Annotated in this window: 19 protein-coding genes; 4 read left to right on the top strand and 15 right to left on the bottom strand. The window is 73.3% G+C overall.

Annotated features, from left to right (window positions below):
* Positions 1 to 34: 34 nt before the first annotated feature.
* Together ABD343_RS09185 and ABD343_RS09180 are read right to left on the bottom strand one after the other, a co-directional pair.
* Positions 35 to 844, bottom strand: coding sequence for a hypothetical protein (locus ABD343_RS09185; protein ID WP_344526006.1), 810 nt, complete (start codon positions 842 to 844; stop codon positions 35 to 37).
* A 59-nt stretch (positions 845 to 903) separates the two neighbouring features.
* Complete coding sequence (locus ABD343_RS09180) at positions 904 to 2304, bottom strand: aminopeptidase P family protein (RefSeq protein WP_344526004.1); 1401 nt, start codon at positions 2302 to 2304, stop codon at positions 904 to 906.
* Between the two features lie 91 nt (positions 2305 to 2395).
* On the opposite strand from ABD343_RS09180, the gene ABD343_RS09175 reads away from it, so the two are divergent.
* Positions 2396 to 3424: a proline racemase family protein gene (locus ABD343_RS09175; RefSeq protein WP_344526002.1), complete on the top strand. Its 1029-nt coding sequence runs from the start codon at positions 2396 to 2398 to the stop codon at positions 3422 to 3424.
* Positions 3425 to 3437: 13 nt separating this feature from the next.
* Here ABD343_RS09175 and ABD343_RS09170 read toward each other — a convergent pair whose 3' ends face one another.
* Both ABD343_RS09170 and ABD343_RS09165 read right to left on the bottom strand, forming a co-directional pair.
* Entirely contained in the window at positions 3438 to 3665 is a 228-nt protein-coding gene (locus ABD343_RS09170) for a helix-turn-helix domain-containing protein (RefSeq protein WP_344526405.1), read from the bottom strand.
* A gap of 168 nt (positions 3666 to 3833) precedes the next feature.
* Positions 3834 to 4529 carry an SDR family NAD(P)-dependent oxidoreductase gene (locus tag ABD343_RS09165; RefSeq protein WP_344526000.1) on the bottom strand — a complete coding sequence of 232 codons (696 nt, stop codon included), beginning with the start codon at positions 4527 to 4529 and terminating at the stop codon, positions 3834 to 3836.
* A 98-nt stretch (positions 4530 to 4627) separates the two neighbouring features.
* On the opposite strand from ABD343_RS09165, the gene ABD343_RS09160 reads away from it, so the two are divergent.
* Positions 4628 to 5440: a LysR family transcriptional regulator gene (locus ABD343_RS09160; protein WP_344525998.1), complete on the top strand. Its 813-nt coding sequence runs from the start codon at positions 4628 to 4630 to the stop codon at positions 5438 to 5440.
* Between the two features lie 3 nt (positions 5441 to 5443).
* On the opposite strand, the gene ABD343_RS09155 is transcribed toward ABD343_RS09160, so the two are convergent.
* The 8 genes from ABD343_RS09155 to ABD343_RS09120 all read right to left on the bottom strand — a co-directional run bounded on the left by ABD343_RS09155 (position 5444) and on the right by ABD343_RS09120 (position 14037).
* The gene (locus tag ABD343_RS09155) at positions 5444 to 7300 is read right to left on the bottom strand and encodes a glycoside hydrolase family 2 protein (RefSeq protein WP_344525996.1); all 1857 of its coding nucleotides are present in this window, start codon (positions 7298 to 7300) and stop codon (positions 5444 to 5446) included.
* A gap of 59 nt (positions 7301 to 7359) precedes the next feature.
* Positions 7360 to 7929, bottom strand: coding sequence for a hypothetical protein (locus ABD343_RS09150; RefSeq protein ID WP_344525995.1), 570 nt, complete (start codon positions 7927 to 7929; stop codon positions 7360 to 7362).
* 5 nt (positions 7930 to 7934) lie between these two features.
* Positions 7935 to 8786 carry a carbohydrate ABC transporter permease gene (locus ABD343_RS09145; protein ID WP_344525993.1) on the bottom strand — a complete coding sequence of 284 codons (852 nt, stop codon included), beginning with the start codon at positions 8784 to 8786 and terminating at the stop codon, positions 7935 to 7937.
* Positions 8783 to 9751 carry a carbohydrate ABC transporter permease gene (locus tag ABD343_RS09140; protein ID WP_344525991.1) on the bottom strand — a complete coding sequence of 323 codons (969 nt, stop codon included), beginning with the start codon at positions 9749 to 9751 and terminating at the stop codon, positions 8783 to 8785. Before ABD343_RS09140 ends, ABD343_RS09145 begins: the two co-directional genes overlap by 4 nt.
* Positions 9748 to 11082, bottom strand: a complete 1335-nt coding sequence (locus ABD343_RS09135; RefSeq protein ID WP_344525989.1) for an ABC transporter substrate-binding protein — start codon at positions 11080 to 11082, stop codon at positions 9748 to 9750. Before ABD343_RS09135 ends, ABD343_RS09140 begins: the two co-directional genes overlap by 4 nt.
* An 80-nt stretch (positions 11083 to 11162) precedes the next feature.
* The gene (locus ABD343_RS09130; RefSeq protein ID WP_344525987.1) at positions 11163 to 11903 is read right to left on the bottom strand and encodes a cupin domain-containing protein; all 741 of its coding nucleotides are present in this window, start codon (positions 11901 to 11903) and stop codon (positions 11163 to 11165) included.
* Positions 11897 to 12826, bottom strand: a complete 930-nt coding sequence (locus ABD343_RS09125) for a DUF6807 domain-containing protein (RefSeq protein ID WP_344525985.1) — start codon at positions 12824 to 12826, stop codon at positions 11897 to 11899. Before ABD343_RS09125 ends, ABD343_RS09130 begins: the two co-directional genes overlap by 7 nt.
* Positions 12823 to 14037, bottom strand: coding sequence for a Gfo/Idh/MocA family protein (locus ABD343_RS09120; protein ID WP_344525983.1), 1215 nt, complete (start codon positions 14035 to 14037; stop codon positions 12823 to 12825). The genes ABD343_RS09125 and ABD343_RS09120 overlap by 4 nt, the downstream gene beginning before the upstream one ends.
* Before the next feature lie 186 nt (positions 14038 to 14223).
* On the opposite strand from ABD343_RS09120, the gene ABD343_RS09115 reads away from it, so the two are divergent.
* Positions 14224 to 15267 (top strand): LacI family DNA-binding transcriptional regulator, encoded by a 1044-nt coding sequence (locus ABD343_RS09115; RefSeq protein ID WP_344525981.1) that lies wholly within the window; start codon positions 14224 to 14226, stop codon positions 15265 to 15267.
* Between the two features lie 75 nt (positions 15268 to 15342).
* Here ABD343_RS09115 and ABD343_RS09110 read toward each other — a convergent pair whose 3' ends face one another.
* Positions 15343 to 15513: a hydrophobic protein gene (locus ABD343_RS09110; RefSeq protein WP_344525979.1), complete on the bottom strand. Its 171-nt coding sequence runs from the start codon at positions 15511 to 15513 to the stop codon at positions 15343 to 15345.
* Positions 15514 to 15672: 159 nt separating this feature from the next.
* Between ABD343_RS09110 and ABD343_RS09105 the strand changes: the two genes are divergently transcribed.
* On the top strand, positions 15673 to 16869 hold the full coding sequence (locus ABD343_RS09105) for an NADH:flavin oxidoreductase (protein WP_344525977.1): 1197 nt from the start codon (positions 15673 to 15675) through the stop codon (positions 16867 to 16869).
* A gap of 30 nt (positions 16870 to 16899) precedes the next feature.
* Here ABD343_RS09105 and ABD343_RS09100 read toward each other — a convergent pair whose 3' ends face one another.
* A complete protein-coding gene (locus ABD343_RS09100) occupies positions 16900 to 18525 on the bottom strand; it encodes a PDZ domain-containing protein (protein ID WP_344525975.1) in 1626 nt (541 codons plus the stop codon).
* A gap of 97 nt (positions 18526 to 18622) precedes the next feature.
* On the bottom strand, positions 18623 to 19195 hold the full coding sequence (locus ABD343_RS09095; RefSeq protein ID WP_344525973.1) for a dihydrofolate reductase family protein: 573 nt from the start codon (positions 19193 to 19195) through the stop codon (positions 18623 to 18625).
* Between the last annotated feature and the right edge of the window lie 199 nt (positions 19196 to 19394).

The raw sequence follows: 19394 nt of genomic DNA, 5'->3' as shown, positions 1-19394 counted from the left end.
TCGGGCGAGGCGCCGCCGTCGAGCCTGGCCCGGATCAGCGCGGGTCGTTCCAGTCGTGGGAGGACATGTCCTCCCAGTCGGCCCGCGGCACGTACCGCCGCCGCTCCTTCTCCCGCTGCTCCAGCTCCGCTTGCCGGTGCGGGGCCGTCGGCGGGGCGAGGAACGCGGGCGGGCCGCCCATCTCCACCAGCGCGACGGAGCCCGGCTCTCCCACCGGGGCCGGCGGCTCGATCCCCGGCCAGATCTCGACGGCCCCGGCGGAGGCGGCACGCAGCGCCGAGGCGTCGACCGGCGTACGGGTCTCGGGCACGTCCTCGTCCGGCCATTCGACGACGAGCCCGGTCCCGCCGGGCGGGGGCAGCTCCGCGAGGTACAGATCGACGGGGACCGCGAAGACCGAGCGGCTGGACGAGCTGCGGCTCCCGTCCAGCGGGATCAGCCCGACGGCCTGCCGCGTGACCGCCGAAACCGTCTCGCCGTCCCGGCTGGTCCACTCCAGGTGCCGCTGCCGCGGCGCGTCGAGCGAGGTCACCCGGCGGCCGTCGGACAGCTCCAGGCCGACCCGGAGCCCGGACTGCCTGCCCGAAGGAATCTTCTGCCGGCGGACCTTGCGGTGGACGGACAGATGCAGCGTCGCCCCGTCCGGCCACACCGACCATCCCGTGAGGACCACCCGGACGTGCGGGCCGCTCCCGACGACCGCGCGCTGCGGCAGCAGCGCGGGCGCGAACCAGTCGAGCGGCGGCGCGAACCGCCCCGCGTCCTCGCCCGGCGGGCCCAACCGCAGCAGCGGCATCTGCTCGACAGGCTCCTCGGGGAGCACCAGATCGTCGAAGAATCCCATGTCCCGATCGTGGCAGAGGGGTCTGACATCTCCTCAGCCCCCGCTGCCCGGCCCGGCGTTCAGCCCTCGCGCAGCGTCCCCGTCCACTCCTCGACCTCGTCCGGGGTGCGGGGCAGCCCGCCGGAGAGCAGCCGCGCGCCCTCGGCCGTGATGACCAGGTCGTCCTCGATACGTACGCCGATGCCGCGCAGCTCCGGCGGGAGCGTCAGGTCGTCGGGCTGGAGGTAGAGCCCCGGCTCGACGGTCAGTACGTGGCCCTCGGCGAGGACGCCGTCGAGATAGGTCTCCGCGCGTGCCTGGGCGCAGTCGTGCACGTCGAGGCCGAGCATGTGACCGCTGCTGCAGAGCGTGTAGCGGCGGTGCAGGTCGCCCTCCGGGCTCTTGAGGACGCCCCACTCGGCCAGCCCTTCGGCGATCACGCGCATGCCCGCGCGGTGGAAGTCGCGGAAGCTGGCGCCGGGCCGCAGCGCGGCGATGCCCGCCTCCTGGGCCGCCAGCACCAGTTCGTACACCTGCCGCTGGGCGGGGGAGAACCGGCCGGAGAGGGGGAGGGTGCGGGTGATGTCCGCCGTGTAGAGGGTGTCGGTCTCCACGCCCGCGTCGAGCAGCAGGAGGTCGCGGGGGTCCAGGGCGCCGTCGTTGCGTATCCAGTGCAGGACGCAGGCGTGGGCGCCGGAGGCCGCGATCGTCTCGTAGCCGGTCCCGTTGCCCTCGGCGCGGGCGCGGAGGCCGAACACGCCCTCGATCCAGCGCTCGCCGCGCGGGTGGGCCAGGGCCCGGGGGAGCGCGCGGGCCACGTCCTCGAAGCCGGAGACGGTGTGGCGTACGGCCAGTTCGAGCTGCTCCACCTCCCAGGCGTCCTTCACGAGCCGCAACTCACTGAGTGCGCGGGTGAGTTCGGGGTCCTGGGCGGCGCGGCGCCCGGGCGGCACGTCCGTGTACCGGTCGAGGTGGGCGCAGCGCAGGCCCGTCAGCCGCTCGGCCTCGTCCAGGTCGGGGCGGCGCCCGACCCAGAACTCGCCGTAGCGGCGGTCCCGGTAGAAGGCGTCGTCCCCGCCCCCGCGGGGCGAGCGGGGCCGCAGATAGAGCACGGCCTCGTGCCCGTGCGCCCCCGACGGCTCCATGACCAGCACGTTCCCCGCCTGGTCCTCCCCGGCCAGGCCGGTCAGCCAGGTGTACGCGCTGTACGGGCGGAAGCGGTGGTCGCAGTCGTTGGAGCGCACCCGCAGCTCTCCGGCCGGGACGATCAGCCGCTCGCCGGGGAAGAGGGCCGAGAGCCGGGCCCGGCGCGCGGGGGTGTGCCGGGCGGCGGGCAGGGGTGTGACAGAGGGAGTCGGCGCCGGGTCCCAGTCCTGGGCGAAGAAGGTCCTCAACTCCCCGGAGACGGGCAGGTCATGACGGACCGTATGGATTCCGGGGGAGCGGGGCTCGGGTTCGGGCGGCTGCTCGGTCACGTTCATGGGCACTCCTTCGGGACGGCGGAAGATCAGTACAATTTCACATTGCACTGTCTTCTCCCCGGACTCAAGACCGCTTCGCCACGGAGGTGCCATGCACGAGCCGGCGCAGATGATCAGCACCGTCGACTACCACACCGCAGGAGAGCCCTTCCGGATCGTCGTGGGCGGCGTCCGCCCGCCGCGCGGCGCGACCATGCTCGACAAGCGCGACGACGCCATGGCGCGCCTGGACGAGGTGCGCGCCCTGCTCACCCACGAACCCCGGGGCCACGCCGACATGTACGGCTGCTTCGTCACCGAACCCGTCGACGACGGGGCCGATCTGGGCCTGGTCTTCTTCCACCGCGACGGCTTCAGCACCGCCTGCGGGCACGGCTCGATCGCCGCCGCCGTCTGGGCGAGCACCACCGGATACGCGGCCCCGCGCCCCGACGGCACCCTGGTCCTCGACGTCCCGTCCGGCCGCGTGACCTGCACCGTCGGCGAAAGGGACGGCCACGGCCACCCCTCCGTACGGTTCGTGAACGTCCCCTCGTACACCGTCGCGCGGGACGTGGAGCTGTCCACCACGCACGGCAGGACGCGGGCCGACGTCGCGTACGGCGGCGCCTTCTACGCCATGGTCGAGGCGGCCGGTCTCGGCCTGGAGGTCACGCCCGAGCACCTGCCCCAACTGGTCCGGCTCAGCGCCCAGATCAAGGCCGGGATACTCGCCCGCCACGCCCTCGCGGACCCCGGCGACCCCCGGATCGGCGGCCTCTACGGCGTGATCTTCCACGACCGGCTGACCTCGGGCCCGGGGCACGTCGAGGAGCGGAACGTCACGGTCTTCGCCAACGGCCAGGTCGACCGCTCGCCCTGCGGCAGCGGTACGTGCGCGCGCCTGGCCGTGCTGGCGGCGCGCGGAGAGCTGGAGATGGCGGGGGAGTTCGTCAACCGCAGCATCATCGACACCGTCTTCACCGGCCGCCTCACCGCCGCCACCACCGCGCACGGCCACCCGGCGGTCGTCCCCGAGGTCGAGGGCACGGCCTACCCGACGGGCCACCACACCCTGCTCCTGCACCCCGGGGACCCGCTGCCGCGCGGCTTCTTCCTCCCCACGGGCACCGCCCCGTGACGCGCCCGCCCTATCAGACGGAGCGCGGCGTCGTGCTGAAGCGGGACGGGGGAACGCCGTAGAAGTCGGGGAACGCCGTGCGCATGCTCTCGGTGGTGCCGAAGCCGCAGCGCCTGGCCACGCCCGCGAGCGGCAGCGCGGTGGAGGTCAGCAGGTGCGCGGCGGCCTCCGCGCGGGCGCCCCGCACATAGTGGGCCGGGGTCCGGCGGAGGTGGCCTCCAGCCGCAGCCCGGTCGCGCAGGTGATCGCCCGTCCGCCCGGCGTCAGCAGGCGTACGTCGTACGGGGTGCCGCCGGACTCGACGCAGGTGGCGACGAACGCGGACGCCACCGACGCGATCTCCAGCAGCTCCGCGGGGCGGGACTGCTGGCCTACGGCGGGCTCGTCGCGGTGGGCTTCGCCCTCGCTGTCACCAGGGGACGACCCGGCCCCCGTGGTCGACGAAGTGGAGGCCGGGCCTCCCCGCGTGGCCCTCGATGGTCTCCGCCACTCCGGGGACGCTCTCCTCCACGCTGAGTTCGGCCTCGGGCCCGCCCAGCTCCGTACGGACCCAGCCGGGGTCCATGAGCAGCAGCGTCCGCGTGTCCTCGGCGTTGCGGGCGGCGTAGCAGCGCATCAACTGGTTCAGCGCCGACTTGCTGGCCCGGTACAGGTCCTGTCCGCCCCCGGTGTTGAGGGAGACGCTGCCCTGGTCGGAGGACATGACGCCCAGGGTCCCGGTCGGCGCCACCAGCGGGCTCAGGGTCTCCAGGGCGCGCATCGGGCTGAGCGCGTTGGTGACCATGACCTCGGTGAACATCTCCGTGGGCACCTCGCCGATGGGGAGGTCGCCCCGGGTGATGGCCGCGTTGACGAAGAGCAGGTCGAGGGTGCGGCCCGCGAGCCGGTCGCGCAGCGCCGTGAGCTGCTCCGGGTCGGTCATCTCCAGCGACTCGACGGTGAGCCTCCCGCCGGACGTCTCCGCCAGCTCGTGGAGCCCGGTGCGCCGGGTGCCGCGCACCGTGCCGATGACGTCCCAGTCCCGGCGCAGCAGCTCGGCTGCGAGCCCGAGGCCCAGGGTGCGGGAGGCGCCGATGACGAGGGCGGTCCTGCGGATGGCGTTCATGGGGTTCCTTCCCTACGGATCGAACGATCACCGTCAGTCTCCGAGCGGCCCCGGGCGGCCGTCCAATACCCTTCGAACGGCATTGATACCGTCAGGGCATGGATCTCGATCTGCGCAAGCTGCGCTATTTCGCCGCCGTCGCCGAGCACCGGCACTTCGGCCGGGCGGCCCAGGCGCTGTTCATCGCGCAGCCGGTCCTCAGCCGCCAGGTCCGGGCGTTCGAACGGGAGCTGGGCTGCGCGCTGTTCACCCGCACTACGCGCAGCGTCGAACTCACCGCGGCGGGAGAGCGGCTGTACGAGGAGGCGACGCGGATCACCGCCGTCGTGGACGGTGCGCTGCGCCGCGTGGACGAGGCGCGGCGCGGCGAGCAGCGGCTCGTCGTGGCCTTCTCCGGCGGGCTGCACGTGTCGGAGCCGATCCGGGAGTTCACCGCGCGCCGTCCGGACGTCGACATCGACGTCCTCCCGCTGCCCTGGACCGAGCGGGACGCGCCGCTCCGCGACGGCCGCGCCCATGTGGGCTATCTGCGGCGCCCCTTCGACGACACGGGGCTGCTCACCGTCCCCATCGGGCACGACACCAAGGTCGCGTGCCTGCCCGCCGCGCACCCGCTCGCGGACCGCGAGGCGCTGTCGATGGCGGACCTCGACGGGGAGCCGGTCCTCGACGTCAGGGCGCGGCGGACGATCTCGCTGGAGGAGAAGTTCGAGCTGATCGCCTCGGGGCAGGGCATCGCGTTCGTCCCGGTCAGCATCGCGGCCTCGTACTCGCGCCCCGACCTCGTCCATCTGACCGTGACCGACGCCCCGCCCGTCGAGACGTGCCTCGCGGCGCCGGAGAGCGGACTCACCGGCCCCGCGCGGGAGTTCCTGGCCGTCGCCACGGAGACCCTGCGGCGCGGCCGGTGACCCTCAGGCCCGGTGCCGGTCCCGCGCCGGCGCGCGCTCGCCGTCGCGTACGTCGGCTCGTACGTCCGCGCGTGTACGGGTGAGGATCGCGCGCAGCCCGGCGGCGGGGATCTTGGGCTCCCGGTCCGAGGTCAGGAGGCCGTTGATCTCCTGCTCGGTGTCGGTGAACTGGGTGTAGCAGAACCCGGCCAGGCCCGAGTCCACGGCCGCGTCCACCAGCGAGGCCAGCCGCTCGGCGAACTCCTCCCGGCTCGCCACGGTCCCGTAGCCGAACCACGCGGCGCCCTCGGCCGGTTCGAAGGTCGCCCCGCCGAACTCGCTGAGCACGACAGGCTGTCCCTCGTGGCGTACGCCGTCGAGGGTGAGCCTCCGCGCGCCGGGCCACCGCTCCGCGAACTCGCCCCGCCGCAGCGAGGGGTGCCCGTACCGCTCGCGCAGCACGTCCGCGCGCTGCGTGTAGTCGTGGACGCCCCAGATGTCGGCGGCGGAGATCTCCCAGCCGTCGTTGGAGACGGCGGGGCGGGACGGGTCGAGGGCCTTCGTCAGGTGGTAGAGGGCGTCCATGAAGTGCCGCTGCTCGGGGACGCGGGCGGGGTGGGGGACCGACCAGGACTCGTTGAACGGGACCCAGCCGACGATCGAGGGATGGCCGAGGTCGCGCGTGACCGCCTCGGTCCACTCGCGCGTCACCCGCTCGACGGTCGTCGCGCCGAAGGCGAACGCGGAGGGCATCTCCTCCCACAGCAGCAGCCCGAGCCGGTCCGCCCAGTACAGGAAGCGCGGGTCCTCAACCTTCTGGTGCAGGCGCAGCCCGTTGAGCCCGATCTCCTTGGCGAGTTCGGCCTCGCGGCGCAGCGCGTCGGCGGGGGCGGCGAGGTGGGAGTCGGGCCAGTAGCCCTGCTGGAGGGCGAAGCGCAGGAAGTACGGCTTGTGGTTGAGGAGGAAGACGCCGTCGTCCCAGCCCACGTCGCGCAGGCCGAGGTAGGAGGAGACCTCGTCGACGGGCGCGTCGTCCGCCGCCTCGGCGAGCGTCACCTCCGCGTCGACGAGGTGCGGGTGCTCGGGGGACCACAGCAGGTCGTCGAGGTCCTGCGCGTGCAGCAGCGCGGGCACCGCGAGGTCGAACGCGGTCTCCTGCTCCTCGGTCCGCATCCGCTGCTCGGCGAGCACACGCGTGCCGTGGGTCAGCCGTACGGTCAGGTTCAGGGCGCGCCCCGGCCACCGGCTGAGCCGCACCCTGCCGCGTACGCGGGCGTGGGCGACGTCCGGCGTCCAGTGCAGCACCGTCACATGGTCCTCGGGGACCTCCTCCAGCCACACCGGCTGCCAGATGCCGGACGTGCGGTGGTACCAGATGACGTGCGGGTCCGCGCGCCAGTCCTGCTTGCCGCGCGGCTGCGTGACGTCGAGCGGCTGGTCCTCGGCCCGTACGACGACGGCCTGCGCGCCGTCCTCCGCGAGCGCCTCCGTCACGTCGCAGGTGAAGCCCGTGTGCCCGCCCTCGTGGCGGCCCACCGGCTGCCCGTTCACCCACACCTCGGCCCGGTGGTCGACCGCCCCGAAGTGCAGCAGCAGGCGGCGGCCGGGAGCGGGCCGGGCCGCCTCGACCGTACGCCGGTACCACAGCACCGGGTGGAAGCCGCTGTCCTGGACGCCGGAGGCCTTGGACTCCGGCGGGTAGGGCACGGTGACGGTACGGGTGAAGGGCCCGGTCACCTCCGGATCCATCCAGCGTTCCGTCCGGCCGAGGTCCGCGTCGTCGTGGGCGAACCACCAAGGGCCGCTCAGGTCCCGCCAGTCCGGGTCGCGGACGAGCTGGGGCCGGGGGTGGTCCGCGGCGTCCAGATGGGTGCAGTGCATACGAGATCTCCGGTGGGTGTCGTACAGGGGGACGGGTCGCACGGGTCGCACGGGTCGTGTCAGGGGGAGCGGATGTCCACGGCGGTGGCGGCGAACGCCAGCGGCCCGGGCAGCAGCGGCACCATCACCGGCATGGCCCAGGCGAGCCCCGCGGCCAGGAGCACGGCGGCGGCGAGCAGGAGCGTGCCGTGCGGGTCGGCCGCCGAGCGGATCAGCGCCTCGCGCGCCGAGAGCCGGTGCGGGGCCTCCAGCGCGGTGGCGCGCAGGCCCACGACCGAGGCCCCCAGGGCGAGCAGGGCCAGCGCCGGAGCCATGAGCGCGGCGCCGGGCAGCGCGCTGTCCAGCAGCGCGGCGTCGACCAGCAGGACGAGGGTGAGGAGCGGCGGGACGAGCCCGGCGGCGAGCGTACGGGCCGACAGGCGGGCCCGCAGATGGCGCAGGTACGTACCGGCCGTGGCCGGCGCGCCGAGCGTGGTCCCGCGCAGCGTCGCGGACGCGGCGGCGAACGCGGCCGGGGCCGTGAGCACCGGCAGGCACGCGAGGCTGGTGAGCAGGCCGACGAGCAGCATGTCGGCGAAGAGCGTGAAGCCGGAGCCGAAGACCTCTCCGGGCCGGCGGGCGCGGTCCACGGCGCTCAGCCCTTCAGCCCGGAGGTCGCCATGCCCTGCACCAGATAGCGCTGGAAGACGAAGAAGAACAGCACGATCGGCAGCACGGAGATCACCGACATCGCGAACATCGGCCCGTAGGCGGAGGTGCTGGACTGGTCGACGAAGGTGCGCAGGGCGAGCGTGATGGTGAACTTCTCCGGCGCGAACAGGTAGATCATCTGCGTGAAGAAGTCGTTCCACGTCCAGATGAACGTGAAGATGGCCGTGGTGATCAGCGCGGGGCGGCTCAGCGGAAGCGTGATCGACCAGTACGTACGGAAGGCGCCGCAGCCGTCGATCCGCGCCGACTCCTCCAGCTCGCGCGGCAGGCCCCGCATGAACTGCACGATCAGGAAGACGAAGAACGCCTCCGTGGCCAGGAACTTCGGCAGGATCAGCGGCCAGTAGGTGTCCACCATGCCGAGCTGGTTGAACATGATGTACTGCGGGATCAGCACGACATGGTGCGGCAGCATCAGCGTCGCCACCATGAAGGCGAACATCACCCCGCGCATCCGGAAGCGGAGCCGCGCGAAGGCGTAAGCGGCGAGCGAGCACGACAGCACGTTCCCGAGGACGGCGCCCCCGGCGATCAGCAGCGAGTTGCCCAGCAGCCGGGAGACGGAGACCCCGGACACGCCCTCCAGCGCGGTCGTGTAGTTCGCCCACTCCCAGTGGCTCGGCCACAGGTCGAGGCTGGTCACCACCTCGTCGGCGGGCTTGAACGAGGTGGCCAGCAGCCACGCCAGCGGGTACAGCAGGACGAGCAGGCCCGCGGCGGCGAGCGTGTGCGGCAGCCGGCTCTTGGCGGCGGGGTGCGTCGCGCGGGGATTCATCGCCCCTCCTCGTCCGCGTAGAAGACCCAGGACCGGGACGTCCGGAACAGGACCGCGGTGATCGCGGCGATGGCGATCAGCAGCAGCCACGCCATGGCCGCCGCGTAGCCCATGTGCGAGGCGCTGAAGCCGCGCTCGTAGAGGTACAGCGTGTAGAAGTTGATGGAGTCCGCCGGTCCGCCGTCGCCGGAGCTGATGGCGAAGGCCGGGGTGAAGACCTGGAAGGACTGGATCATCTCCAGGACCAGGTTGAAGAAGACGACGGGGGAGAGCATCGGCACGGTGATGGAGACGAACCGCCGCCAGCGGCCCGCGCCGTCCAGCTCCGCCGCCTCGTACAGGTCGGGCGAGATCTGCTGGAGCCCCGCGAGGAAGATGACCATCGGCGCGCCGAACTGCCACACCGACAGCAGGACGACCGCGAACACCGCCAGGTCGGGGTCGCCGACCCAGCCGCCCGTGTCGATGCCGACCCAGCCGAGCACATGGGAGACCGAGCCCCCGTCGTTGAAGAGCGCGCGCCACACGAGCGCGATCGACATGCTCGCGCCGAGCAGAGAGGGAGCGTAGAACGCGGAGCGGTAGAAGGCGCGGCCCTGGCCGAGGTTCTTCAGCAGCATCGCCGCCCCCAGCGCGAGGGCCAGCTTCAGCGGCACCGCGACCACCACGTACAGCAGCGTGGTGCCGACCGACCGCCAGTAGCGGGGGTCCTCGGTGAGCATCTCGGTGTAGTTGCGCAGGCCCACCCAGTGCGGCGGCTCCAGCAGGTTGTAGTCCGTGAACGACAGGTACAGCGACACGGCCATCGGGACGAGCGTGAGCACTCCCGCGCCGATCATCCACGGGGAGAGGAACACATAGGCGGGCCACTGCCGTTCCCGCACGCGGCGGCGGGGCTCGCGGGGAGGCCGCAGTTCCCGCGGCCGTTCCTCGCGCACCGGCGCCCTGGTCGGCACAGCGCTCATGACCTCAGCTCCCGGTTGGCCTCGTCGATGAGTTCGCGGGCTCCCTGGCGCGGGGAGACCTGCTCGTACATCACCCGTTCGTAGACCCTCTTGAAGGCGGTCTGGACCGCGACGTCGCCCTTCGGAGGGGCGGTCGGCGGGGCGTTCACGCCGTACTTCTCCATCGTCCGCGCGTACTCGTAGATCTCCCGCTCCGGGCCCTTGAGGGTCTCGGCGACGCGGGCGGCGATCTTCCGGTTGGGCGGGGTGGAGCGGGTGAAGCCGAGGATGTCGCCCGCGCGCGGGTCGTTGAGGAGGAAGTCGACCAGCGCGACGGCCTCCTCGGGATGCTGGGTCCGCGCCCCCACGCCCAGGAGCATCGACGGCTTGAAGTAGGCGCCCTGGCGCCCGCGCGTGGTGGGGACCGGCGCGAAGTGGATGCCCTTCTCGCCGAGCAGCGCCGTGTACCCGGGGAACGGGGCGTCCCAGGTGAAGTCGGCGGCGGCCAGCCCTCGGGCCATCGGGGTCAGCTCCGTCGACCTGGCCTGCGTGGTGTCCTTGGCCTGTGCGACGGCGCCCGCCCTGCGGAGCCGGTCGCAGAACGACCAGAACTCGGTGAGGTCGTCCTCGCTGAACCCGAGTTCCGTCTGGCTCGCGTAGAGCTTCCCGCCGCGGCTGCGCAGCCAGACCTCGAAGATGTCCTCGTTCGTGCCGCCGTCGTTGGCGCCCGCGACGCGCCGCCCGTCGGGGGAGGGGAGGCGCAGCGCGGCGATGTCCCTGTTGGCCTCCTCCCACTCCCGCCAGGTCCAGTCCGGCCCGGGCTCGGGCACGCCCGCCTTCTCGTAGATCCGCGCGTCGTAGGCGTAGCCGGTGATGCCGCGGCCCATGGGCAGGGCGTAGTACGTGCCCAGGTAGGTGCCCGTACGGAGGAACTCGCGGTCCATCCGCGACGTACGGATCGTGCCGTCCTTGATGGCGTCGCTCAGCGGCAGGAGCGCCTCGCCGCCCGCGTACTGGGATATCTGGCGGTAGTCGAGCTGCGCGACGTCGGGGATGCCGCCGCCCGCGGCCTGCGTCGCGAGCTTCTGCATGTACGACCCGAAGTCGGCGTTGGAGGTCTGGACGGTGACGCCGGGGTGCTCCTTCTCGAAGAGCCGCACGGCTTCCTTGGTGCGCGAGGCGCGGTCGTCGTTGCCCCACCAGGTGAAGGTGAGGGTGGCTCCGCGTGTTCCGCCGCTCGCGGTGGAACACCCGGAGAGCGTGCCCGTCAGGGCGGTGCCGAGTCCGGCGGCTGCCGAGGCCAGAACGGCCCGGCGTGGCAGTCGGCGCCGGCCACTTCGTGGCTCGGACATGGGTGCCTTCCAGGAAGGGGAGAAGGGGGGATTCAGGGCGGGGGATCGAGGGCGGGGGGGGCGGGGGGCTCGGCGCGGGGTCAGATGCCCTCGTAGACGTCGAGGCGGCCGCACATGCCGAAGCGTCCGCGTGCCGTGGGTCCCGTCGCGGTGACGCGGGCCTCGGCGAGATGGCTCATGTCGTGGCCGCGCAGGGCGTCGAGCTGGGCCCCGGTCGCCGTGGCGGCGGCGTGGGCGCCCTCGCGCCAGCGCCGCTCCCACGCCTCCAGCTTCGGCCGTACGAGCGCGGCCGCCGCCCGCTGGAAGGCCGCCAGGGGCTCCGGGTCACCGGCCGCCGTGGCCTCGCGCAGCTCCAGGAAGCGGCGGGTCGCCAGGTCGCGGCGCGCCCGCGCGGCCTTTGCCCGCTCGTCCTCGGACGCCCCGGCGGAGAGGCGCACGGCCTCCGCGTACGTCTCCGGGTCGGCCAGGAGATCCTGCGGCAGGGTGAGCACGGCGTCCCCGGCCTCGGGCAGGCCGCTGTTCTGCATCACGACGGTGATCTCCAGGCCGCCGTCGTGGGTGAGGCGGTGGATCGTGCCGGGCGTGAACCAGGCGACGGTGCCGGGCTCCAGCGCCGTCTCCTCGTACCCGGAGGCCGTGAGGGTCTGCACGGTGCCCCGGCCCGCCGTCACCACGTACCCCTCGCCGCACGCCAGGTGGAGGTGCGGGGTGCCGCCGCCGGGCAGCCCCTCGACGGTGGGCCAGTCGTACACACGCAGCCGCGAGACGCCGACCGCGCCGGGGAATCCCGCGTACGCCCCCTCGCCCGCCCCGCTCACCACGCCAGCTCCTTGAGGTGCGCGGCGATGCGCTCGCGGTCCCAGGCGCCGTCCGCGACGAGCACCCGGTAGCTCCGGGCGAGGGTGTCGCCGGGCGCGAGGACCAGCTCCTCGTGGAACGCCCAGGAGGGCGCGACGGCGGCGAACGGATCGGTGCGCACGAACCAGTGCGCGGGGTGCGTCCCGCGCGCGCCCGCGTGGTCGTTGGCCGCGTCGTGCGCGAAGACGAGCGTGGCGTGGCCGTCGCGCCCGTCGTGCTCGCCGACGTACGCGAGCCAGTCGGCCTGGCTTCCCATCAGCTCCGCGTCGGTGCCGTCCGCTTCGGCGGAGAGGACCCGGCCGTCGCGGAAGGCGCGCGGCCCGCGCCAGAAGAGCCCGGTGTACCCGGCGGCGGGGCGGCCGTGCGTGGTGGGGCTGCCGAAGCGCAGCGGCTCGGCACGCCGGTTGGTCACCGCCGAGGTCCAGGTCAGCGCCCAGGCACCGGCCTCCGGGTCCACGTCGCGCGCCTCGACGCGGCGCTCCTCCTCCGCCCACAGCTCCCCGTCGTACGGGTGCCAGGTCAGGCGCTCGGCGATGACCGCGCGGCCGTCCCCGGCGCTGACCTCGTCGAAGGCGACGTGGGCCATCGAGCCGACCCGCTCGGGGAGCGCGAGATAACCCTCGCCGTGCACATAGGTGTTGCCGCCCCACAGGTTCTGGCCCGAGAGGTGCGAGGCGGTGAGCTGGAGGCCCTTGTGCCAGCGGTGGTCGTTCGGCCGGTAGTCGGTGACGAGCCCGCCCGACAGCGTCCGGACCGGGTGCAGATAGGGCTTGGGCGCCTCCCACGCGGCCTCGGGGCGGTAGACGTACGCGAACAGCTCGGTGCCGCTCTCCTCGTGGGCCACGGTGATCCGGTCGCCGTGGGCGTGGGTCAGTGCGAGCGTCATGCGTGCTCCTCTTCTTCCTTGCGGGCCCCGGCCTCGGGCTGCGGGATGTCCGTCTGAAGGGCTTCGGCCGGGGCCCAGCCCGGGGCGCCGCCGTGCAGCGCGGTGTAGTACGGGTCGCCGGGGCCGATCTCGCCCGCGCGCACGGGGGTTTCGGTGAACGCCGACTTGTAGAGCGCGGTGATGAATTCGAGCGTCCGCCGCCCGCCCGCGCCGCTGGTGGCATGGCGCCGCCCGGCGCGGATGTCGGCGACGAGCGCGCGGAGCTGCGCCAGGTGCGAGCTGGGCTCGTCGGGACCGAAGTCGCGCCAGGCCGCCACGGCCGCCTCGTCGACGCCGGGCGCCGGGGTGATCCGCCAGTCCGCGTTGCGGTAGCCGTACAGGTGCGTCAGCTCGATCGTGGCGCGCTCGCAGTCGATACGGATGCGGCTGACCTCGTCGGGGCTCAGCACGCTGTTGACGACGGTGGCCACGGCCCCGTTCGCGAAGCGGACCTGCGCGGTGGAGACGTCCTCGCTCTCCACGTCGTGCACCAGCCGCGCCGCCATGCCCCGCACCTCCGACCAGGGGCCCATCAGGTCCAGCAGCAGATCCGTCTGGTGGATGCCGTGGCCCATGGCCGGGCCGCCGCCCTCGGTGGCCCAACGGCCGCGCCACGGCACCGCGTAGTACGCCGCGTCCCGGTACCAGGTGGTCTGGCAGTGCGCCACCAGCGGCCGGCCGAACGCGCCCTCGCGCAGCAGCCGCCGCACATGGCGCGCCCCGGAGCCGAACCGGTGCTGGAAGACGATCGAGGCGTACGGGCCCGCGTCGCCGTCCTTGCTGTCCTTGCCGTCATCGCCGCCCTTCTCCGCCGCCTCCACCGCGTCGTAGTCCGCGAGCGACGGGCACGGCGGCTTCTCGCACCACACCCAGGCCCCGGCCCGCAGCGCGGCCACCGACTGCGCGCGGTGCACGGCGGGCGGGGTGCACAGCACCACGAGATCCGGTCGTACGTCGGTGAGCATCGCGTCCAGGTCGCTCGACGCGTACGGGATCCCGGCCTCGTCCGCGAACGCGCCCACCGCGTCCGCGTCGACGTCCACCGCCGCGACGATCTCCGTCGCGCCCTCGGCGGCCAGCGTGCGGAGCGCGGGCAGATGACTGCCGCGCGCGATCCCTCCCGTACCGACCACGGCGGTACGCAGCGGGGAGTTGGGGTGGTGCGGAGACATGCGGCCCCTCTCGTGAGGCAGGCGGGCGGACCCTGCGGGCAGCGCTAACGCGAGTTCCAACGTTGTAACCGCCGGGTCTCTCCGTGGTCAACCCTTCGTCGGGAAAGACCCGGAGCGGGGGCCCGCCGTCCTCAAGTGTGCGAAGACCGTGCATAATCGGGGTGACGTCGAGGAGAGGGCAGGTCAGTGGCAGCAGCGACACTCAAGGACGTGGCCGAACGCGCGGGGGTGTCCATCAAGACCGTGTCCAACGTTGTACGAGGTGCGCCGCGGGTCTCCGAGACGACGCGGACCCGGGTGATGCAGGCCGTGGCCGAGCTGGGCTACCGGCCCAACCCCTCGGCACGCCGCCTGCGCACCGGCCGCAGCGGACTCATCGCCCTGGTCGTCCCCGACCTGGCCACGCCCTATTTCGCGGAACTCGCCCACCACGTCCGCACCGAGGCGGCCGACCTGGGCTTCACCGTCCTCATCGAGGAGACGCAGGGCAGCGCGACGGAGGAGCTGCGCCTCGCCACCGGCGTGGGCGCCTCGCTGCTGGACGGCGTGATCCTCTCGCCGCTGCGCGTCTCGCCCGACGAACTCGCCGCCGTCGCGCCCGAGTTCCCCCTGGTCCTGCTGGGCGAGCGCAGCTACGAGGGCGACCGTGTCGTCGCCGACCACGTCCTGATCGACAACGTCGCGGCGGCGCGCGAGGTCACCGCCCATCTGGCGGGGCTGGGCCGCACCCGCATCGCCGCCGTCGGCGTGGACCGCCAGGCCTCGGCGACGAGCAGGCAGCGGCTGGAGGGTTTCCAGCAGGCCCTGCACGAGGCGGGCCTCACCTACGATCCCCGGCTCGCGCCGCACGTGAAGGAGTTCGACCGGCGCAACGGCCTCCAGGCCATGCGCACCCTCGCGGCACTCCCCGTCGGCGAACGGCCCGACGCGGTCTTCTGCTTCAGCGATCTCCTCGCCGTCGGCGCCCAACGGGCCCTGCACGAGGCCGGGATGAGCGTCCCGGACGATGTCGCCCTGGCGAGTATCGACGGCACGGAGGAGGCGCTCTACAGCACGCCGTCCCTCACCTCCGTGGTCCCCGACAAGAGCGCCATCGCCTCGCTGGCCGTCAAGTGCCTCACGGCCCGCATCCGCGCGGAGGAGCCCCTCCCGTTCGAGCTGCACCTCGCGCCGTACTGGCTGGAGACGCGCGAGTCGACGGTCGGGGGGCGCCGGGAACTTCCGGTCTGAGCACACCACGGCCCCCGCGCGTGTGCGCGGGGGCCGCTGATTGAGGGCTTGCGTGCTCAGGGTGCCGTCATGCCGCTACCAGCGGTACCAGCGGCCCCGCTTGCCACCGACCCCGGCCGGGCGGACGAAGAATCCGACGAGCCAGAGGACGAGCACGATCAGCGCCGCCCACCACAGCGCCTTGAGAGCGAAGCCCGCGCCGAAGAGGATGACGGCGAGCAGGAGCACGATAAGCAGTGCTGCCATGGTTTATCCACCTCCGCGAGCCGAGTTCCCCCGACCCGCCGGACCATGCGCGCCCGTTCGACGTCCCGCCCCGGCCGTACCGCCGCACCGGTATGGCCTTCTCGGGCCCGGCGGTCCACCATGCGCCCGTCGGACGAGGCGCGGGCGGAGGCGGTCGGGATGCACGGACCACGCGGAGAGGACGTCCCGAAGGCGCCGGACGTCTTCTCGCCCGCTTCCCTGGGGCCGCTACGGCTGCGCAACCGCGTCATCAAGGCGGCCACCTTCGAGGGCGCGACGCCCGACGGGCTCGTCACCGGCCGGCTCGTCGACTACCACCTGCGCCCGGCGGCGGGCGGGGTCGGGATGACGACCGTCGCCTACTGCGCGGTCGCGCCCGAGGGCCGCACCGAACGCCGCCAGATCTGGATGCGCCCCGAGGCCGTCCCCGGACTGCGCGGGCTGACCGAGGCCGTGCACGGGGAAGGGGCCGCCGTCAGCGCCCAGTTGGGGCACGCGGGCCCGGTGGCCGACGCCCGCTCCAACCGGCTGCCCGCGCTGGCGCCCGGACGCCGGTTCAACCCGCTCGGCATGCGCCGTACGCGCGCCGCGACGGCCGAGGACCTGCGCGGCGTCGTCCGCGCCCACGCGCGGGCGGCGCGGCTCGCCGCCGAGTCCGGCTTCGACGCCGTCGAACTCCACCTCGGCCACAACTACCTGGCCAGCGCCTTCCTCAGCCCGCTGCTCAACGGCCGCGACGACGCCTGGGGCGGCGACCTCGCCGGACGCGCGAAGCTGGCCCGCGACATCGGCCGCGCCGTGCGCGACGAGGTCGGCGACCGTGTCGCGATCACCGCGAAGCTCAACATGACGGACGGCGTACGCGGCGGCCTCGCCGTCGAGGACAGCGTCCAGGTCGCCCGCTGGCTGGAGGAGGACGGCTCCGTGGACGCCCTCGCGCTCACGGCGGGCAGCTCCCTGCTCAACCCCATGTATCTCTTCCGCGGGGACGCGCCGCTGGCGGAGTTCGCCGCCGCGTTCCCGCCGCCGCAGCGGCTCGGCATCCGGCTGTTCGGCGGGCGGTTCCTGCGCGCCTACCCGTACGAGGAGGCGTATCTGCTGCCGCTCGCACGCCGGTTCACCCACCTCGCGACCCCGCTGATCCTGCTCGGCGGGATCTCCGAGAGGGCGACGATGGACCGCGCGATGGCGGAGGGGTTCGCGTTCGTGGCGATGGCCCGCGCGCTGCTGCGCGAGCCGGACCTCGTACGCCGTGTCGAGGCCGACCCGGCGACCCCGTCCCTGTGCATCCACTGCAACCGCTGCATGCCGACGATCTACTCCGGTACGCACTGTCCGGTACGCGAGGAGGCGTGAACGCGGTGAAAGCCGTGAACCCCGTGGGTCCTACTGCCGCTTCGCGAGGGTGACCTTCTTCTCCCGCTCGGCGCCCTTGTGGGTGAAGGTGACGGTGACCTTCTCGCCCGCCGTACGGCGCGCGATCCCGGCGAGGAGGTCGTCGGGCTCGCGGACAGGGCGGCCGTCGAGGGCGGTGATCACGTCGCCGGGGGCGATGCCGGCGCGGTCCGCCGGACTGCCGGGCGTGACCCCGGGGCCACCGCCCCTGGCGTGCTCGTCGACGCGGGCGCCCTTGACGCCGTCGGCGTCCATGTCGAGCCGGACCCCCAACTGCCCGGGCCGAGGGGTGGGTGCCCGGAGGACCGGCTGCTTCTCGGGATCGCCCAGCTCCATCTCCACGGTCAGCTCCCGGCCCGGGCGGCGCAGGGCCTTGACCTCGACGGTGTCGCCGGGGTCGTAGCCGCTGAGGGCCTCGACGAGGGCGCCGTATGTGCCGACGGGATCGCGGTTCACCTTCAGGAGGACGTCGCCCTCGCGCAGGCCCGCCCGGTCGGCGGGGCCGCCGGGGGCCACTGCGGGTTCCTTCGCCGAGGGCTTGTCGATCTCCGTGAGAGGCGTCTCGTCCGGGGCACGGACCTGCCGGACGGCGACGCCCATCCCGGCGCCCTCCGGCGGACGCAGGAACTCCGGCAGGGGCTTGCCCGAGGCCGTCGTGAACAGGAGCGTGGCCGCGCCCACGGGGGCGACCGCGAGCCCGCACAGCAGGGACAGGCCCCGGCCGAACGCCCGTACCCCGTACGCGGGCGGATCCTCGGGCCCGGTGCCGTGGGCCCGCGGGGGATAGGGGCCGCCCCGGAACGTGGCACCGTACGCCCGCCGGACGCGGACGATCTCCCAGAGGGAGAGCACGGTGACGGTGATCGGCCCGCCGTAACTGGTGAACGCCTCGGCCATGGGCGGCAGTTCGGCGCTGCCCCCGCCCCGTACGCGCTCCAGCAGCAGCGCGCCCCAGGGGAGGCACGGGGCGAGGAGGGCGGGCAGCAGGGGGTGGCCGTCGACCGCCCTGAGCAGGTGCTGCGGCCCGTACCACAGCGCGCAGGCCCAGTACCCGATGAGCCAGAACATCAGGCCGAAGAGCGGCAGCGCGAGGGCGAGGACGAGCAGCAGGGCGACGGCCATGAGCACGCGGGACGTCGACTCGCCCAGCCCCGCCAGCCAGGGCGCGAACGGCCCGCCGCCCAGGGCGATCAGCAGATGCACCAGATAGACCGACATCAGCAGCGCGAAGCCGCCGGTAGTCCTGATCGGCACCATGGCCGCGCGCGCCGCGTCCGCCCTGCTGCCGGAGCGGGTGACCAGCACCAGCAGCAGGCAGCAGAGCGGCACGGCCAGACAGACGATCAGCACCGAGACCGCGAACCCGGCGGCCATGCCCGGCAGCATCGCGTCCGCGGCGGTGTAACGGCGGGCCACCGCCAGCATCACGGCGAGCCCGAACCAGGTCCGGACGGCCCGGACCACCTCCAGCGTCCGGTCCCTCGGCACCAGCGAATAGTTCGGCACGAGCTGCTCGCGGGCGAATTCCTTCGGGCCCGGGATCAGTCCGTTGAGCGTGATCAGCCTCCGCAGGGCCTCCGGATCGCCGTCCCCCGTGCGCCACGTCCCGGACGTCATCGCTGCCGCCGCCTCCCCCGTACGCTCCGTGCGACGTGACCATGATGGAGCGTCACTTGACGGTGGATCAAGACGGCCCGCGGCGCCGGGCGCGGGGTCAGCGGACGACGTCGAAGACGTTGAGCTGCATGCCGTTGGCGTACCCCTCGTGCTCGACGAGCTTGAGGTGCTGGGTGTCCTTGTCGGTGGTGGAGAAGAGCCGCTTGCCCGCGCCGAGGAGGAGGGGGAAGACGAGCAGGTGGTAGCGGTCGATGAGGCCCGCGTCGGACAGCTCGCGGTTGAGGGTGGCGCTGCCGTGCATGATGATCGGGCCGCCCTCGGTCTCCTTGAGCGCCGCCACCTCGTCGAGGGAGCGCAGGATGGTGGTCTCGCTCCAGTTGTCGACCAGGGCGTCCTCGCTGAGCGTGGTGGAGACGACGTACTTGGGCAGCGGCTTGTAGTCGGCGAACTCCTCCATGTCCGGCCACACGGGGCTGAACGCCTCGTAGCTGACCCGGCCGAAGAGCATGGCCGTGGCCTCCTGCTGCTCGCGGCCCTTGATCTCGTAGGCCTCCGGGAGGAATTCGACGCCCTTGAAGGTCCAGCCCGAGTTGCGGTAGCCGGGCTCGCCGCCGGGGGCCTCCACGACGCCGTCGAGCGAGACGAAGGCGGAGCTGATGAGCGTGCGCATGATGTGTTTCCTGTTCGTTGTGAGGCTACGGGTCGGGCGTGCCGTCCATCTCAGTCGAGGCCGCGCCCTGGAACAACGCCGAATCGGAGATGGCTCGATAATCCGCGGGTGATCGATGCCGGGGCTGTCGGCGGCCCCCGCCCCGGAGGCCCGCGTCCCGGAGGCCCGCGCCCCGGCGCCCCGCGCGCCGGTGACGCGC

Source organism: Streptomyces albiaxialis (assembly GCF_039530985.1).
Lineage (GTDB): Bacteria > Actinomycetota > Actinomycetes > Streptomycetales > Streptomycetaceae > Streptomyces > Streptomyces albiaxialis.
Note: the sequence above shows the minus strand (reverse complement) of the source record. Positions and strands in the feature narration are given on the sequence as shown.

Excerpts from the sequence above, each read along its gene's own strand:
- ABD343_RS09175 (WP_344526002.1), top strand. The coding sequence starts at position 2,396 with ATGCACGAGCCGGCGCAGATGATCAGCACCGTCGACTACCACACCGCA.
- ABD343_RS09185 (WP_344526006.1), bottom strand. The coding sequence starts at position 844 with ATGGGATTCTTCGACGATCTGGTGCTCCCCGAGGAGCCTGTCGAGCAG.
- ABD343_RS09165 (WP_344526000.1), bottom strand. The coding sequence starts at position 4,529 with ATGAACGCCATCCGCAGGACCGCCCTCGTCATCGGCGCCTCCCGCACC.
- ABD343_RS09095 (WP_344525973.1), bottom strand. The coding sequence starts at position 19,195 with ATGCGCACGCTCATCAGCTCCGCCTTCGTCTCGCTCGACGGCGTCGTG.
- ABD343_RS09145 (WP_344525993.1), bottom strand. The coding sequence starts at position 8,786 with ATGAATCCCCGCGCGACGCACCCCGCCGCCAAGAGCCGGCTGCCGCAC.
- ABD343_RS09110 (WP_344525979.1), bottom strand. The coding sequence starts at position 15,513 with ATGGCAGCACTGCTTATCGTGCTCCTGCTCGCCGTCATCCTCTTCGGC.
- ABD343_RS09125 (WP_344525985.1), bottom strand. The coding sequence starts at position 12,826 with ATGACGCTCGCACTGACCCACGCCCACGGCGACCGGATCACCGTGGCC.
- ABD343_RS09155 (WP_344525996.1), bottom strand. The coding sequence starts at position 7,300 with ATGCACTGCACCCATCTGGACGCCGCGGACCACCCCCGGCCCCAGCTC.
- ABD343_RS09120 (WP_344525983.1), bottom strand. The coding sequence starts at position 14,037 with ATGTCTCCGCACCACCCCAACTCCCCGCTGCGTACCGCCGTGGTCGGT.
- ABD343_RS09105 (WP_344525977.1), top strand. The coding sequence starts at position 15,673 with ATGCACGGACCACGCGGAGAGGACGTCCCGAAGGCGCCGGACGTCTTC.
- ABD343_RS09135 (WP_344525989.1), bottom strand. The coding sequence starts at position 11,082 with ATGTCCGAGCCACGAAGTGGCCGGCGCCGACTGCCACGCCGGGCCGTT.
- ABD343_RS09140 (WP_344525991.1), bottom strand. The coding sequence starts at position 9,751 with ATGAGCGCTGTGCCGACCAGGGCGCCGGTGCGCGAGGAACGGCCGCGG.
- ABD343_RS09100 (WP_344525975.1), bottom strand. The coding sequence starts at position 18,525 with ATGACGTCCGGGACGTGGCGCACGGGGGACGGCGATCCGGAGGCCCTG.
- ABD343_RS09160 (WP_344525998.1), top strand. The coding sequence starts at position 4,628 with ATGGATCTCGATCTGCGCAAGCTGCGCTATTTCGCCGCCGTCGCCGAG.
- ABD343_RS09180 (WP_344526004.1), bottom strand. The coding sequence starts at position 2,304 with ATGAACGTGACCGAGCAGCCGCCCGAACCCGAGCCCCGCTCCCCCGGA.